The following is a 16,562-nucleotide window of genomic DNA, read 5'->3' as shown; positions in this document are numbered from 1 at the left end:
TGAGGCACCTTATCACTCTTCGCGTCATACCAAGGTAAAACCACTTTTCTTCAAGGGCACATCACGCAAACGCTTACCCGTGGCGCGATAAATCGCGTTCAATACGGCTGGAGCTGCCACGCAAATTGTTGGCTCACCAATGCCGCCCCAGGCTTTTCCGCCACCTTGAATGATGATGGTTTCAACTTTGGGCATCTGCGCCAGGCGGATCGAGTTAAAGGTATCAAAGTTCTTTTGTTCGACACGGCCGTCTTTGATTGTGCACTCCTCTTCGAACAGCGCGGACAAACCATAAACAAAAGACCCGGATACCTGGCGCTCAATCTGAGCAGGGTTCACGGCATAGCCGCAATCAGTCGCCGCCACAATCCGGTGGATCTTGACCTTGTTACCGTCCATGACAGACAGCTCGCAAGCAGCGGCCACATAGCTGCCAAACGCCATCATTTGGGCGATACCCCGATGCACACCCTTGGGAGCGGGCTTATCCCAACCAATCCCCTCTGCCGCTGCGTTCATGGCAGCCAGGTTACGCGGGAACTTGCCCATGTATTGACGACGGAATGCGACAGGATCCATGCCAGCCTCTTCGGCCAGCTCGTCCATGAAACACTCGATAAAGATCGCGTTCTGATTGACGTTCACGCCACGCCAGAAACCTGGGGGCACATGCGTATTGCGCATAGCGTGATCGATCAACTGATTGGGGAACTCATAACCAATCGCATGCTCTCCACCTTCCATGACGCCCTGGAAAACCAGAATGTCGCGGCCCTTGTCTTTCTCGACAATCGCTGGACGCACAGCCGCCAAAATCGACTGGCCTGAGAGACGCATATGCACGCCGGTCAGTTTCTTGTTAGCGTCAAACGCACCTGTCATTTTGCACATCATGACAGGATGGTAACGACCTTGGGTCATGTCTTCTTCGCGAGTCCAGATCAGCTTGACGGGGACGCCAGGCATCTGCTTGGCGATATTGACCGCCTGTGTGGTGTAGTCCTGGAAAGCGCCACGACGACCGAAACCACCGCCGAGATTGATTTTGTAGACATCGCACTTGTCCGCAGGCAATCCGGAAGCGGCGATCACTGCAGCAAGAGAAGCCTCACCGTCCTGAGTGGGAACCCAGGCCTCGCAACGCTCAGGCGTCCACTTGGCTGTCGCGTTCATCACCTCCATCGGAGCGTGATTCAGGAACGGATAAGAATATGTGGACTCGATTTTCTTGGCCGCACCGGCAAGCGCTGCCTTGGTGTCACCACGCTGATTACCGATAAAGGCTTGCTCGGCGGCCAGACCTTCCTTGAGCATCGCAGCGATGGTCTCACTCGATACTTTGGCGTTTGGACCCTCGTCCCACACGATTGGCAAAGCATCCATGGCCGTCTTGGCCACCCAGAAAGTATCGGCCACGACGGCCACGGCGGAGTCACCCACCTGCACCACTTTCTTGACACCTTTCATGCCCTGGACTTTGCTGGCATCAAAACTCTTGACCTTGCCGCCAAAGACGGGACATTCTTTGATGGTGGCCACAACCATGCCAGGTAGCGTCAAATCCATGCCGTAAATCTGCTTGCCGGTCACTTTGTCGGCAAACGTATCGATACGCTGAACTGACTTGCCAATGATTTTCCAGTCTTTTGGATCTTTCAGTGGAATGTCTTTTGGTACGGCTAATTTCGAAGCAGCATCAGCCACTTTGCCATAGGTTGTCTTGCGACCGGTTGGCTTGTGGGTAATGACGCCTTCGGAAACCACGCACTCCGCCACCGGCACTTTCCAGCCATCGGCTGCTGCCTGGACGAGCATCATGCGGGCCGCTGCGCCACCCTGACGCACGTACTGCTCTGAAGTGCGGATACCGCGGCTACCACCTGTGGAGAACGAGCCCCAGGGGTTTTTACGCTTGAGACTTTCGCCGGGTGTCGGATACTCGGTGGTGACATTTTTCCAGTCACACTCGAGCTCTTCTGCAACCATCTGCGCCAAGCCGGTAATGGTGCCTTGACCCATCTCTGAACGCACGACGCGAACAATGACTTTTTCATCAGGCTTGATCACAACCCACACACCGATCTCGGGTGTGGCGCCGGCGGATTGCGCGAGGCTGCTAAAGGGAAACTGCAAGCCCAGGGCCAGACCTGTACTGACGGCAGTCGTGCCGACGATAAATTGTCTGCGGGAAGGATTCGGGACGCGAGCATTCATGTGAGGACCCCTTAAGCTTTAGCAACTGAGTGAATCGCGGCGCGAACTTCCTGGAAACTTCCGCAACGACAAATATTCGTAATCGCCGTGTCGATGTCCGCATCGGTGGGCTTTGGATTCTTGTTCAGCAGATCGGTCGCAGCCATCAACATGCCGGCTTGACAGAAGCCGCACTGCGGCACTTGATGATCAATCCAGGCTTGCTGCAGCTTGGTGAGTTTGCCATCGGTCGCAAGACCTTCGATGGTTTGGACGCTTTTGCCTTCTGCCGCACTGACAGGAATCACGCAGGAGCGAATGGCTTGCCCATCGAGCATCACCGTACAGGCGCCACACTGGGCCACGCCACAGCCGTACTTGGTGCCGGTCAATCCGACTTGTTCACGGATGGCCCACAGTAGAGGAGTTGTCGGATCCACATCAATGCTGTGCTGTTTGCCATTGACGGTCAGTTTTATAGCCATTTGGGAGCTCCCAGAGCGGTGTTTAATTGTCTAAAAACGAGTAACTGCGAATTCTTGTTAATGTGTAAAGTTACTACTCCGCGACCTTAAGCACCGCTTGGTGTATACCCTATATTCCATCAAACATATCGTCCCGCCCATGCTAAACCAACAAATCATTCTGGCCAGCCGCCCCGATGGGTGGGTCACACCCGAGAATTTTTCGCTGATCGAGTCGGAACTCCCCTCCCCGGGCCCAGGTCAAGTCTTGATTCAAAACCTTTGGTTATCGCTTGATCCCTACATGCGAGGTCGAATATCCGAGGCGAAATCCTATGCGCGGGGTGTCAATATCGGTGAACGGATGGTGGGGGAAACGGTCGGTCAGGTCATCGCCTCCAATGCACCCGCACTCAAGGTTGGCGACACAGTGCTCGCCGCGGCTGGCTGGCAATTATTCGCTGCGATGGACGCAAACGCGGTCACCTTGATTCACACAGAAGCTGTGAGCCCCTCCGCTTATTTAGGTGTCCTGGGCATGCCTGGCATCACGGCATGGACCGGACTCATCGATATTTGTCAGCCCAGACCCGGGGAAACCGTGGTGGTGGATGCCGCCTCTGGCGCCGTTGGCAGCGTGGTCGGTCAACTCGCCAAACTCAATGGATGCCGTGTGATTGGCATCGCGGGCGGACCTGAAAAATGCCGTTATGTGACCCAAGAGCTTGGCTTTGATGTCTGCGTCGACCACCGATCCACTCACTTTGCCAAAGAACTCGCTGCGGCGGTTCCCACAGGGATTGACTGTTTGTTTGAAAATGTTGGCGGCGCAATTTTTGAGACACTGCTCACGCACATGCGTGTCGGTTCACGCATTGCTCTTTGTGGCATGGTGTCCGAGTTCAACCGTGAACCGCACGCTTATCGCACGCTGCGCTCTATTCTGATCAATCGCATCCGTGTCCAGGGCTTCATCATGTCGGACAAACGCGAGACCTGGCCAGGAATCAGGGAAAATTTATACGCACTCGTGACACAGGGCAAACTTAAATTTAAAGAGTCTGTGACTGAGGGTCTTGCGAACGCTCCAAAAGCTTTTGTTGGCTTACTCAAAGGAGAAAATTTTGGCAAGCAGCTCATCAAGCTGACTTGAGCATCGCTTTTGATTTAAAGGAAGCGATCGAGAATTCGGCGACTATGTTTATCGAGCTGCTGCATGTCCGCCACATAAAAACGCAGACCGTGACTGTCAGTAATGATGAGGGTACCTCCGTTCAGGCGACGGATATCCTCCTCACCCTTCAGGACGAATTTGGTCGGACCGCGATCCGTCACAACCTCCCAGGTGCTCGGTGTCGAATAGGTTGAGACCTTGGTCAGATGCTGGATCACAGGCATGACCTCGCGCGAGGCGATTTCTTCATTAACGAGCGCTCGGATATCCTCGGGCACGTCAGCCAGGCGTTCAATCCAGAGCACCTCCTTACCTTCAGTGCTCATCAATGCGACAAACTCCTGGGGAGACTGAACAGGGTACGCGCGCACAGGCGTAACGCCTTCGTGTGTCGTGCCATCAGAAAGCCTCAGGACGAGCCGCCCAGCCAAGTTGCGCGTGAGCTGAAAATCAACCATTGCTCGCCTCACTTGAACTTGGGAGAGGAGGTTCCGCATCCACTTGACGCGTTTGTGCTTCGTACAAAGCGTGATAGGCGCCACCGCGCGCCAAGAGATCCTCATGATTACCGATCTCGACGACTTGCCCGCGGTCTAGTACGACCAAACGATCGGCTTTACGCAACGTGCTGAGTCGGTGCGCAATCGCAATAGTCGTACGACCCTGAATCAAATTATCCAGAGCCTCCTGGATTTCCATTTCTGTTGTCGTATCAACCGACGAAGTCGCTTCATCGAGAATCAAAATGCGAGGATCGATCAGCAAGGCGCGCGCAATAGAAATACGTTGACGCTCACCACCTGACAAAGCCTGTCCACGCTCTCCCACCAGAGAATCGTAGCCCTGAGGAAGTCTCAAAATAAATTCGTGCGCACGAGCCGCTCTGGCTGCTGCGATGACCTCCTCGCGTGTCGCGGTCGGCTTTCCGTAAGCAATATTTTCGGCAATCGTGCCAAAAAACAGGAAAGGCTCTTGCAACACCAGACCAATGTTGCTTCGGAAAGAGTTGAGCGAATAGGAGCGAATATCCACGCCATCGACACGAATACCACCCTCGGTGACATCGTAGAAGCGACAGATCAGGTTGACCAGTGAACTCTTGCCGGAGCCACTATGCCCGACCAGTCCGATCATTTCCCCCGCACCAATGCTCAGATTAACGTTTCGCAACACGGTACGACTTCCGTAACGGAAACCCACATTGCGAATCTCGATCCGACCCTCCATCCGGTCTAGAGGCACGGGGCGTTGCGCATCGGGGACACTTGAGACGTGATCCAGAATATCGAAAATTCGTTTGGCACCCGCTGCGGCCTGTTGGGTATAGGTCACGATCCGGCTCATCGAATCCAGTCGAGTGTAGAAACGACCGATATAAGCTAAGAATGCCGCCAACACACCGACGCTAATCGCGCTGGAGGCAACTTGAGTGATACCAAAAATCCAAACTACCAACAAACCGATCTCTGTCAGAAAAGTAACGGTCGGGGCAAAGAGCGCCCAGATCTTGTTGATACGGTCGTTCACATTCAGGTAGCGATCATTCGCCTCTCTAAAGCGTGCGACTTCACGTTTTTCCTGAGCGAATGCTTTAACCACACGGATTCCGGGAATCGTATCGGCCAGCACATTGGTCAGCTCGCTCCAAGAGCGGTCAACTTTTTCAAAACCGAAACGCAAGCGATCCCTGACCAGATGAATCATCCAAATAATGACCGGCAATGGAACCAGTGTCGTGACTGCCAACCATGGATCAATGGACAGCAAGATCGCGGCCGTCATCAAAATCATCAAGACATCGTTGACGAAATCAAGGAAATGCAAAGACAGAAATAAATTGATGCGATCCGTTTCGCTACCAATACGCGCCATCAAATCGCCTGTTCGCTTGCCGCCGAAAAACTGCAGGGACAATGTCTGAAGATGATTGAATGTCGTCGTGCGCAAGTCCGCGCCGATACGTTCACTGACCCAGGACAAGAGATAGGTTCGGGCCCATCCCAGCAACCAGGCAAGCAAAGCAGCCACAACCAGACCCGTCAAGTAAAGGGTCACTAAATCGTAGTCAATAGGCTTGCCATTCTGAAAAGGAATCAGAATGTCATCCATCAACGGCATGGTGAGGTATGGGGGCACCAGCGAGGCTGCAGTCGACATCAGCGTCAACAACAATCCGACAAGCAACGGTATCCGATAAGGTTTGGCAAATCGCGCCAAACGCAGCAACGCCCAGGTATCGCTCGGTCCGGTCGGGGCGGCATCACAAACCGCGCACTCATCCTGGTCAGGTGCGTAAGGTGTGCCACAAGCAGGACAAGAGGCCGCATCGACCACGATCTCAGCATTTGGGTCGCGTAATTTTTTTTGTAAATTGCCAAACAGTTCGACCATGCGAGCCACAGCCGGAACAATACCTAGCGTATGGCGCCAGATCCCGAGGCGGTTTGCGCCATCAAACAACTCGATGGCACCGACTCCAGCATGATCGCGATGCTGAAGCGACTGGGACGTGGATACAGTCCAGACTAGCCAGTCCGTCGAGCCGGGCGCTCTTGAAAACAGCCGACGCGATGTCAAGACCAGCGCACCCGTCGCAAAATACAGCCGGTCGTCCAGGTCAGGCTCAAGCCAGGAAATGACGTGCTCATCCGGCTCCAGCAGCGCTGTCAGAGTGTCTGACCAACTACTGGGCAAGGATGGGCTGAGAGTGGACTCAGAGGATGCGAGAGGTGTCATTGCTGCGGCAGAAGGGGCTCGTCAGTCTGGAACGCCGACTGCAACAGAAAGCTGTTCATTGGGAAAATTTGGCTGGCTCAATAATCTGTTCACCTCGCAAGTATAACTAGCATATGCTCCAAGCATTGATCTCGCGATGTGTCAGGCCCCGCCAAACACCTTTTTTGCTGCGATAATGACACATGCATGACGTTGTGCAGCGCAACAAAATACTCTTTTACTGCAGCCAAACTGTTTCCTATGAGCACATGTGACATCTCGACCCGGCGTGACATTTATTTACGCGGGCCGAATATCTGGACCTACCGCCCGGTCATCGAGGCCTGGATACAGTTTGACGGGTTTCAAGCACTTCCCGCCCCCAAAGTTCTAGCCGCCTACGAACGCTTAATCAAAGCCGTGCCAGCGCTTATCCAGCCTGGGCCAGGGATTGAAGCCACCAAAGACACCCCATCCGTGCTGGCCGCAGGCATTTGGCCGCCTCACCTGCTTGAGCATCTCACGCTGGTCTTACAGCAACTGGCGGGCATGCCCGGAGGGTTCGGTCAAACGCGTGCGACTTCCCAACCTGGCCTGTACAAGGTCGTCGTGCGCGCATGGCATGAGAACGTGACGCGCCAGGCATTGGCTTTCGCGCGCACACTCATTCTGAATGCACTCGAGGATCAAGCACTCGAGGTCAAGCCCATGGTTGATACGCTTCATGATTTGCGACAGCGCTTTTGCCTCGGGCCCAGCACTGCTTGCATTGTGGATGCCGCGGATGACCGTGACATTCCAGCGATCAGACTGAGCTCCGGCAACTTGTTGCAGTTGGGCTATGGCGTGAACCAGCGACGCATCTGGACCGCTGAAACTGACAACACTGGCGCGATTGCTGAGACCATCTCTCGCGACAAAGATCTGACCAAGAGCTTATTACGTGCCTGTGGCGTGCCCGTACCGGTCGGCCGAGAGGTCGCAAACGTCGAGGATGCCTGGGAAGCCGCAGTCGATTTAGGCCTGCCCGTCGTGGTCAAGCCTAGTGACGGTAACCATGGACGCGGCGTCTTCACGAATCTGTCAACAAAAGAGGAAATTGAACGGGCGTACGCCGTCGCAATCGAGGAAGGGTCAGGTGTACTCGTTGAACAATTCATCCGCGGCGACGAGCACAGACTGCTGGTGGTGGGGGGGAAACTCATCGCCGCAGCCAAAGGCCAGGATGCGACAGTCACTGGCGATGGCATAAGCAGTATTCGCGAACTCATCGACACGCAACTCAATGCCGATCCGCGACGCGGACACGAAGAAGATCAACCGCTCAACTACGTTCGCCTGGATTCGGCAGTCATGCTCGAAATCAAACGGCAAGGCTTTGGACCGGACGATGTCCCCCCCATCGGCAAAACAATCACCATTCAGCGTAACGGCAATGTCGCCTTTGACTGTACCGAACAAGTGCATCCCGAAGTGGCCGCCGTTGCCTGTACGGCGGCTCGCATTGTCGGCCTGGACATTGCGGGTATTGATCTTGTCGCCCAAGACATTTCCAAACCCCTCGCCGCGCAACAAGGCGCGATTGTGGAGGTCAACGCGGGTCCGGGCTTGCTCATGCATCTCAAGCCTGCTCAAGGCAAAGCACGACAAGTTGGACGGGACATCGTAGGCTACACCTTCCCCCCCGGAGACATGGCACGCATTCCCGTCACGGGAATCACCGGTACCAGTGGCAAAACACTGACGGGCAAACTACTTTTCAAACTTTTATCTTTGCATGGTTGGAAAACGGGTCTGGCATGCAGCGAGGGCCTGTTCGTCGATCATCGCCGTTTGCACTCGGGAAACTGTGCGGACCACGCGAATGGACGACGTGTGCTTCTGAACAGGGAAGTGCAAGCGGTCATCATTGAAAACGGTTGCAAACAAATTTTGACTGAAGGTCTCGCCTACGAGCGTTGTGAGGTCGGCATCATCACAAATGTGGACTGGACTCAAGACCTTGCCGCTTACGAAATACTAGACGAACAAGATCTCATCAATATCTACCGTACCCAGATGGACGTCGTCTTGCCTCATGGCATGGCTGTCCTGAATGCAGAAGATGCTCGTGTCATGGCGCTTGCGGATTATTGCGACGGCAAAGTGACACTCTTTAGCAGTCAGGCCAAACTGCCTGCACTGGTCAATCATGTTGCCAACGGGGAACGCGCTGTCTTCGTTGAGCACGGCCAACTCATTTTGGCGCATGGATCGGTTCGCCGAAATCTCTGTACGATCACGTCCATCCCTGTGACCCGTCAAGACACACATCGCGAACACATCACGAGTGTGCTCGCCGCTGCCGCCGCCGCATGGTCGCTGGGTGTTACACCGGATTTGATCGAAGCGGGTCTGATCGCTTTTGAATGGCACTGACTCACTCAACTCATTCATTGATTTAATACGTTCCACCTCCTCATCCTCAGGAATCGACATGGAAGTTTCAAGAATTCGCGCTCTACGTGGTCCTAACTTATGGAGCCGTCACACCGCCATCGAGGCCGTCGTGACATGTGCAGGCGACGAGGCAGACCTAGACAAGATGCCCGGCTTTGTCACAAGACTGCGAGCACGATTCCCGGAAATCAAACCGCTGCGCCCTCTGGGACATAAAGACCCCATCACGGTCGCACATGCGTTGGAAGCCATCGCGCTTGGCTTGCAGGCCGCAGCAGGCTGCCCTGTCGCTTTTGGTCAAACGACCGCGACGCCCGAGCAAAACGTTTTCCAGATTGTTTTTCAATACACAGAAGAACCTGTGGGAAGACGTGCCCTGGAACTCGCGGAGAATCTTTGCCAGGCAGCGCTCGATGACACGCCCTTTGACGTCAAACAGGCCCTGAGCGAACTACGGGAGTTGGACGAGGATGTACGTCTGGGACCCAGCACAGGATCGATTGTGGATGCCGCAGTTGCACGGGGCATTCCTTATCGCAGGCTCACAGAAGGTAGCTTGGTACAGTTTGGCTGGGGCAGCAAACAAAAACGTATTCAAGCGGCAGAGACGAGCGGCACCAGCGCAATCGCCGAAGCAATCGCCCAAGATAAAGACCTCACCAAAATGCTCCTTCAGGCGGCGGGTGTCCCTGTTCCGCAGGGACATGTCGCCCGCGACCAGGATGAAGCCTGGGAAATCGCGACCCGCATCGGATTACCCGTGGTGGTCAAACCCCGCGATGGCAATCAGGGCAAAGGGGTCGCCGTCAATATCGAAACGCGTGAACAGCTCAATAAAGCGTTTGATGTCGCCAGCACGATCAGCAGCGATGTCATCATCGAGCAATACATACCCGGCCACGACTTCCGGATGCTGGTGATCGGCAACCAACTCGTTGCCGCCGCGAGACGTGATCCGCCCAGCGTCATCGGCGATGGCCAGCACAGCATCGCGCAACTGGTTGAAACAGTGAATTTAGATCCTTTGCGTGGAGACGGACACGCCACGGCATTGACAAAAATTCGGCTCGATGAAATCGCACTGGCCACACTCGCCAACCAGGGACTGAACGCACAGTCCATTCCGGAAAAGGGTCAGCGCATTTTGCTGCGTAACAATGCGAACCTGAGTACGGGCGGAAGCGCGACTGATGTCACTGACGAAGTGCATCCGGAATTGGCCGCGAGAATGGTGACCGCAGCGCAAATGGTGGGACTTGATATTGCCGGCGTCGATCTCGTCGCCGAGACCGTGATCAAACCCATGGAAGAACAACGTGCCGGAATTGTTGAAATCAATGCCGCGCCAGGTCTGCGTATGCACTTGAGCCCCTCTTTCGGCAAAGCGCGTCCCGTGGGGGAAGCGATCATATCCACGATGTTCGCCGAGGGTGACAACGCCCGGATCCCCGTGGTCGCCGTGACAGGGACCAACGGCAAGACAACAACCGTCAGGTTAACCGCGCACTTGTTGAAAACAAGCGGCAAACGCGTTGGCATGACCAACTCCGATGGCGTCTATATCGAACATCGCTGCATCGACACCGGAGACTGCAGCGGTCCTCGCAGCGCTCGCAATGTGCTCATGCACCCCGATGTGGATGCAGCCGTCTTTGAAACAGCGCGTGGTGGCATCTTGCGCGAAGGGCTTGGATTTGACAAATGCGATGTCGCAGTCGTCACCAACCTCGGAGTCGGTGATCATCTTGGTATGAATTTCATCAACACCATCGATCATCTCGCACTCGTCAAACGCGTCATTGTTCAAAACGTCGCCCCCAATGGCACGGCCGTCTTGAATGCGTCTGATCCCATGGTTCTTAAAATGGCGGACGCTTGCCCGGGTTCAGTCACGCTCTTTTCAATCGACCGCCTCAATCCCGCTCTCAATACGCACCGGGCCCAAGGTAAACGCGTCGTGTATATCGATGGCGATCATGTCGTGGCCGCTGAGGGTGGTCGCGAACACAGGATTGCGCTCAAATCGATTCCGCTCACACGCAATGGCACCATCACATTCCAAAATGAAAATGCAATGGCCTCGATCGCAGCGGCCTGGGCACTGGGCCTCGACTGGCAAACCATCACGACCGGTGTGTCCACGTTTGTCAACGATGCCCAAACTGCACCTGGTCGCTTTAATGTGTTCGACTACAGGGGCGCCACGGTCGTGGCCGACTATGGACACAATCCGGATGCCATTCAAGCATTGATTCAGGCCGTCGAAACGATCCCGGCCAAACGACGCATGGTCGTCATCAGCGGCGCAGGTGATCGCCGTGACGAGGACATCGTGCGCCAGACCGAGATCCTCGGCGAAGTCTTCGATCAGGCCATTTTGTATCAGGATCAATGTCAACGCGGTCGCGAAGACGGCGAAGTGCTCGCACTTTTGCAAAAAGGTTTGCAGAATGTGTCAAGAACCAAAGATATTGTGGAAATCCGGGGCGAGTTTCTGGCCATCGATACGGCGCTGGCCAAACTGCAGCCTGGCGATCTGTGTTTGATACTGATCGATCAGGTGCAGGAGGCGCTGGATCACATCGCCCTGCGCGTTGCACAGGGTTGAGCTGTATTAGCTTTTCCCTTTCTCAGCTGGCGATCCGGGTGGGAAAGGGAATGTCGAGAACATGGTGCGCGTCTGGTCTTGCATCTTGTCCTGCATCTGGGAAAACAAGTTCTTGCTTTGCTCGACGTAGCTGTTCATCATGTTTTGCACCATAGGCGTCTGTGCGCTCATGAATTGCGACCAAGCCTCAGGTGCGAACTGATTCGTGCCATAAAGACCTTTTGACTGGTCTGCCATCCGTTCCTGAATTTCCATGAAAGCCTGGATATTTTTTTCGAGGTACGAGCCCATCATGCCTTGCATCGCGTGGCCATAAAAACGAATCACCTGAGCAAGCATCGTCGAAGAGAACATCGGCATTCCACCGCTCTCCTCTTCGAGAATAATCTGTAGCAAAATGCTGCGCGTCAGATCCTCGGACGACTTGGCATCGACAACTTTGAATGACTCATTTTCCAATACAAGCTGTTTGACATCAGCCAATGTGATGTAAGTGCTGGTCTGTGTATCGTACAGCCGGCGATTAGGATACTTTTTAATCAGGCGTACAACGGCGCCCGCTGCTGCTTCAGTCATTACTTGTCCCCAGATCTACTGTCTATTTATCCATTTTAAATACTCGCCGAGCAGGTCAACAACCCACCCGGCGCATTCGCCTGAACTAACCCATGTGCAAACCACCGTTCAGTGAGAAATCCGCTCCGGTCGAAAACCCTGATTCCTCAGACGCGATCCAGGCAATGATAGAAGCAATTTCCTCAGGCCGTCCAAGTCGTTTGACAGGAATGGTAGCAATAATTTTCTCAAGCACATCCGGACGAATAGCCCGCACCATGTCTGTCCCGATATAGCCAGGCGAAACGGTATTGACCGTCACACCTTTGCTGGCAACCTCGAGCGCCAGCGACATGGTGAAACCATGAATGGCCGCCTTGGCCGTTGCGTAATTACATTGGCCAAACTGCCCTTTCTGTCCGTTCACTGAACTGATGTTAATGATACGCCCAAATCCACGATCAGCCATTCCGTCGATCACTTGCTTGGTCACGTTAAACAAGCTGTTCAGGTTGGTATCCATCACGGCACGCCAATCATCAAGTGACATTTTACGGAATACTCCGTCGCGGGTGATGCCAGCATTGTTCACCAAAACATCGACGGGGCCGTGCTCTGCGACAACCTTTTTAAATGCCGCTTCGCAAGAGTTCCAATCGGAGACGTTTCCGACAGACGCATAGAACGTGTAACCCAGAGCGGCCTGTTCATCAATCCACTGCTGATGGTCACGACTTGGACCACAACCAGCAATGACTGTCATACCATCCTTGGCCAGACGCTGACAAATCGCAGTTCCGATTCCACCCATACCACCTGTGACATACGCAATCTTTGCACTCATACTGGTTCTCCCCTGGTTGCCCTGCACGATACTTTGAACTGAAGTTAGACTGCCCTCACCTTGACATATGAACCGGGTGCTGCCTCGAGCACATCAAACGGCGCGCGACCCGCTTGCTTGGGTGCACGCACCCGTTTGCCGCTCTGCGTGGCGAGCCATTCGACCCAAGTCGGCCACCAGCTCCCTGGTTTCTCTGTTGCCTGCTGATCCCATTTTTCTGGATCCTGAGTTTTTGACTCCGTCGGCCCCACCCAATAACTTCGTTTGTTTTTTGCCGGTGGATTGATCACACCAGCAATATGGCCCGACGCACCCAGAACAAAAGTGTTCTCGCCCGAAAACAATGAAAGCGTGGCAAAGGCGGACTGCCACGGAACAATATGATCCTCGCGCGAGGCATAGATGAAAGCCGGAATCTTGACTTTGCGCATATCGATCGGTACGCCGCAACATTTCAGCGCATTCGGTTGACGCAGCTTGTTTTCGAGATAGGTATTGCGGAAATACCATGTGAAAAACGGACCCGGCAAATTTGTACCGTCACTATTCCAGAAGAGCAAATCAAAAGCGACGGGTGTTTCACCTTTCAGATAATTGGAAACAACATAGTTCCACACGAGTTCATTCGGACGCAAAAAAGAAAACGTTGAACCAAGTTCGCGCGCAGACATGAATCCGCCCTGACCGATTTGCCGTTCGCGCAATTGCGCATGTTGCTCGTCGACAAAAACACCCAGCATGCCCGTGTCTCGAAAATCAATCATCGCAGTCAGCATCGTCACTGACGAGACCGGCTCTTGGCCTCTGGCTGCCGCCACGGCAAGCGCCGTCGCCAGCATCGTTCCTCCCACACAGAAGCCCAGAGCATTGATCTGTTTTTGTCTGGAAATCGCCTGTGTCACTTCGATCGCTTTGAGAACGCCTTGCTCGAGATAATCATCCCAGGTGGCTTTCTCCATTCCATCGTTCTCTTCGGCGATCGGATTACGCCATGAAATCAGAAAGACGGTAAACCCTTGTTCCACGAGAAAGCGGACAAAAGAGTTTTCCGGTTGGAGATCAAGGATGTAAAACTTGTTGATACATGGGGGCACCAACAAAATAGGTTTCTGAAATACAGTCGGTGTGGTGGGTGCGTACTGGAGCAACTGAAAATACGGATTTTGGAACACCACCGAACCTGGTGTCGTCGCAACGTTTTCACCAAGCTTGAATTTAGTTTCGTCCGTTTGAGTAATGCGTCCCTTTTGCAAATCACTGAGCAAATTACTCATACCCGAGACAAGTGTCTCACCGCCCGACTCTACAAGTGCTGCTTGTGCCTCGGGATTCGTCGCTAAAAAATTGGCAGGAGACAAAGCATCGAGCCACTGGCTGATGGAAAACTCCAAACGGTTTTTGACCTCTGGCGCAGCTTCCGAGGCTGTCACCATGCGACTCATCGCGTCAGCAGAAAGCAAATACAAGTGCGCCATCATCAGATGCGGAGGACTGCTTGCCCAGGCCGTCCCGGCAAAACGTCTGTCTTTTAAGGGAGTTAAATGTCCATCGGCTGCATCTTTTGAGATGCGTTGCCAGCCCTCCAAAAAATCCTGCTGAATCTTGACGAGGGCTTCGGGAGAGATACCGGCTGGTGGAGTCCAACCATCAGGAAATGGAAAATTCAAATCGTGACCTTTATATGCACACGGCGTTTCAATCCTGCGCTGCAATACAAATAATGTCAATCAGGGGAAACGGACGCAAACGTCATTCATGGATCCCGCCCCACCATTACATCATTTGACTCAGGCTGATGACTGAGCCAAGCCAACGTGGCCATGCGACCAGTCTGACGATCACGTCGATAGGAAAAGAATTGCTTAGGATTGGTGGCTGTGCAGCAATGGCTCAGCTCAACATCACCCACACCCATCTTGGAGAGACGTAACCGCGCAAGACCCGCCAGATCAAGTCTCCAGCGGTCGCAGACTGCAGGATCAGGGACACACAGGCTGGGCTCAAGCGCAAGCTCGGCTGCAAACGCCTGGCACACGTCCGCACCCACTTGAAAAGCAGCAGCACCAATTCCGGGACCGATCCAGGCACGCCAACCCATGGCATCAGGCTGTTTGCGCTTCATGAGGGACAGTGTTTCCTCGAGCACGCCCGCTGCCAGACCTTTCCAGCCGGCATGCGCCGCACCCAGCACCGTTGCTCGATCATCCGCCAATACGACAGACAGACAGTCCGCAGTCAAAACGGCCAGCACACGCTCATGTTGCGTGGTCACTGAAGCATCCGCCGCAGGTGGAGAGTTTGCCGATACAAAATTTTTAGGGTCATCCGCATCGACCACGCGCACGCCGTGCACTTGTTGCAACCAGGCAGGCTCCTGCGGGATCAACTGGGCGAGCAAACCCCGATTCGTCAACACTGTCTCGGGAAGGTCACCCGCCCCAAGACCCAGATTGAAGGAGTCGTAAGGAGGTCGGCCCACACCTCCCACGCGGGTCGTACAAAAAGTATGGACGCCAGACCAGGCTTTGGCAGGACGAATGACAGGAATGGAGGATTGAGTGTTTATTTCCATTGGATTTGATCTTGGACTCTCGATAAATCCTCGGCTGGCGGCGCGATAAAAGACACCTCGCCACCTGTGCCCGGATCTTCGAATCGAAGTTGATAAGCATGAAGCATCTGCCGATTCGCATCACCCAAAATTCTTCCACCGTATAGCGTATCGCCCAACAGGGGATGACCCAAGCTCGCCAGATGCACGCGGATCTGGTGGGTGCGGCCGGTCTCCAGACGACAACTGACTTGGGAGATATTGGAACCGTGGTACTCACCTACGCGCATCAGCGCGTAATGCGTGACAGCAGGTTTGGGAGCGCTTGGACGCTCGACGCTCATACGAACAGGTACCCGCGGATCCCGTCCAATCGGACGATCCACCGTCCCCGCGCCCAACATCCGCCCATGCGCCAGAGCCAGATATTCGCGCCCCATGGTTCGAGCCTGGAGCTGCCGAACCAAATGCGTTTGAGCCACCTCGTTTCTAGCTACCACCAACAGTCCCGAAGTATCTTTATCGAGACGGTGCACAATCCCCGCTCGCGCCACTTGGGCCAACTCTGGATAGCGGTAAAGCAATCCGTTCAACAGCGTCCCACTCCAGTTGCCGGCACCAGGATGGGTCACAAGACCGACTGGTTTGTTTACGACGACCCAGTCAGGACTTTCACCCATCACCTCGAAATCGATCGGTTCGGCCTTGAATGCGCCTTCTTCCGGGGATGGCTGAGCATAAACAGTGATCACGTCATCCTCTCGCAGCGTCTGGCGAACACGTGCGACCTGGCCGTTGACAAGCACATGCCCGCGCTCAATCCAGGCTTGAAGACGACTACGGGAGTGCTGAGGCACCAACTGAGCCAGGACCTTGTCCAGCCGCTCGAGCGGCATCTCATCCGTCACCAGAAAAATCAGGGGTTCGTCGTCCGGGAGGGCATCTTCAGAAATAGGGGTATCAGGCATTTCGACTCGTCTTATAATCAGTGGAGAATGCTAACACCAAGGATCATCTCG

The 16,562-nt window shown here is 54.4% G+C and carries 12 protein-coding genes; 3 read left to right on the top strand and 9 right to left on the bottom strand.

Annotation, left to right across the window (positions count from 1 at the left end; genetic code table 11):
- Positions 1-24 precede the first annotated feature (24 nt).
- Positions 25-2,214, bottom strand: a complete 2,190-nt coding sequence (locus QWY30_RS01285; protein ID WP_290237514.1) for a xanthine dehydrogenase family protein molybdopterin-binding subunit — start codon at positions 2,212-2,214, stop codon at positions 25-27.
- A gap of 11 nt (positions 2,215-2,225) precedes the next feature.
- Positions 2,226-2,672, bottom strand: a complete 447-nt coding sequence (locus QWY30_RS01280) for a (2Fe-2S)-binding protein (RefSeq protein ID WP_290237937.1) — start codon at positions 2,670-2,672, stop codon at positions 2,226-2,228.
- Positions 2,673-2,817: 145 nt separating this feature from the next.
- On the opposite strand from QWY30_RS01280, the gene QWY30_RS01275 reads away from it, so the two are divergent.
- Positions 2,818-3,810 carry an NADP-dependent oxidoreductase gene (locus QWY30_RS01275; RefSeq protein ID WP_290237513.1) on the top strand — a complete coding sequence of 331 codons (993 nt, stop codon included), beginning with the start codon at positions 2,818-2,820 and terminating at the stop codon, positions 3,808-3,810.
- A 14-nt stretch (positions 3,811-3,824) separates the two neighbouring features.
- On the opposite strand, the gene QWY30_RS01270 is transcribed toward QWY30_RS01275, so the two are convergent.
- Both QWY30_RS01270 and QWY30_RS01265 read right to left on the bottom strand, forming a co-directional pair.
- Positions 3,825-4,289 carry a cyanophycin metabolism-associated DUF1854 family protein gene (locus QWY30_RS01270; RefSeq protein ID WP_290237511.1) on the bottom strand — a complete coding sequence of 155 codons (465 nt, stop codon included), beginning with the start codon at positions 4,287-4,289 and terminating at the stop codon, positions 3,825-3,827.
- The gene (locus QWY30_RS01265; RefSeq protein WP_290237509.1) at positions 4,282-6,567 is read right to left on the bottom strand and encodes a cyanophycin metabolism-associated ABC transporter; all 2,286 of its coding nucleotides are present in this window, start codon (positions 6,565-6,567) and stop codon (positions 4,282-4,284) included. Before QWY30_RS01265 ends, QWY30_RS01270 begins: the two co-directional genes overlap by 8 nt.
- A 240-nt stretch (positions 6,568-6,807) precedes the next feature.
- Here QWY30_RS01265 and QWY30_RS01260 point away from each other — a divergent pair, with 240 nt between their 5' ends.
- Positions 6,808-8,964 (top strand): cyanophycin synthetase, encoded by a 2,157-nt coding sequence (locus QWY30_RS01260; protein WP_290237507.1) that lies wholly within the window; start codon positions 6,808-6,810, stop codon positions 8,962-8,964.
- A gap of 58 nt (positions 8,965-9,022) precedes the next feature.
- Positions 9,023-11,593 (top strand): cyanophycin synthetase, encoded by a 2,571-nt coding sequence (gene cphA, locus QWY30_RS01255; protein ID WP_290237505.1) that lies wholly within the window; start codon positions 9,023-9,025, stop codon positions 11,591-11,593.
- A gap of 6 nt (positions 11,594-11,599) precedes the next feature.
- Here the strand turns inward: cphA and phaR are convergent, their stop codons facing one another.
- The 5 genes from phaR to QWY30_RS01230 all read right to left on the bottom strand — a co-directional run bounded on the left by phaR (position 11,600) and on the right by QWY30_RS01230 (position 16,511).
- Positions 11,600-12,169, bottom strand: a complete 570-nt coding sequence (gene phaR, locus QWY30_RS01250; RefSeq protein ID WP_290237503.1) for a polyhydroxyalkanoate synthesis repressor PhaR — start codon at positions 12,167-12,169, stop codon at positions 11,600-11,602.
- Positions 12,170-12,254: 85 nt separating this feature from the next.
- Entirely contained in the window at positions 12,255-12,992 is a 738-nt protein-coding gene (gene phbB / locus QWY30_RS01245) for an acetoacetyl-CoA reductase (protein WP_290237501.1), read from the bottom strand.
- A 44-nt stretch (positions 12,993-13,036) separates the two neighbouring features.
- Positions 13,037-14,659, bottom strand: coding sequence for a class I poly(R)-hydroxyalkanoic acid synthase (gene phaC / locus QWY30_RS01240; RefSeq protein ID WP_290237499.1), 1,623 nt, complete (start codon positions 14,657-14,659; stop codon positions 13,037-13,039).
- A gap of 86 nt (positions 14,660-14,745) precedes the next feature.
- Positions 14,746-15,564 (bottom strand): peptidoglycan editing factor PgeF, encoded by an 819-nt coding sequence (pgeF, locus tag QWY30_RS01235; RefSeq protein ID WP_290237497.1) that lies wholly within the window; start codon positions 15,562-15,564, stop codon positions 14,746-14,748.
- Complete coding sequence (locus QWY30_RS01230; RefSeq protein ID WP_290237495.1) at positions 15,555-16,511, bottom strand: RluA family pseudouridine synthase; 957 nt, start codon at positions 16,509-16,511, stop codon at positions 15,555-15,557. The genes pgeF and QWY30_RS01230 overlap by 10 nt, the downstream gene beginning before the upstream one ends.
- Between the last annotated feature and the right edge of the window lie 51 nt (positions 16,512-16,562).

The sequence above is a fragment of the Zwartia panacis genome (assembly GCF_030410395.1).
Taxonomy (GTDB): Bacteria; Pseudomonadota; Gammaproteobacteria; order Burkholderiales; family Burkholderiaceae_B; genus Zwartia; species Zwartia panacis.
This window is presented reverse-complemented; position numbering and strand designations above follow the sequence as displayed.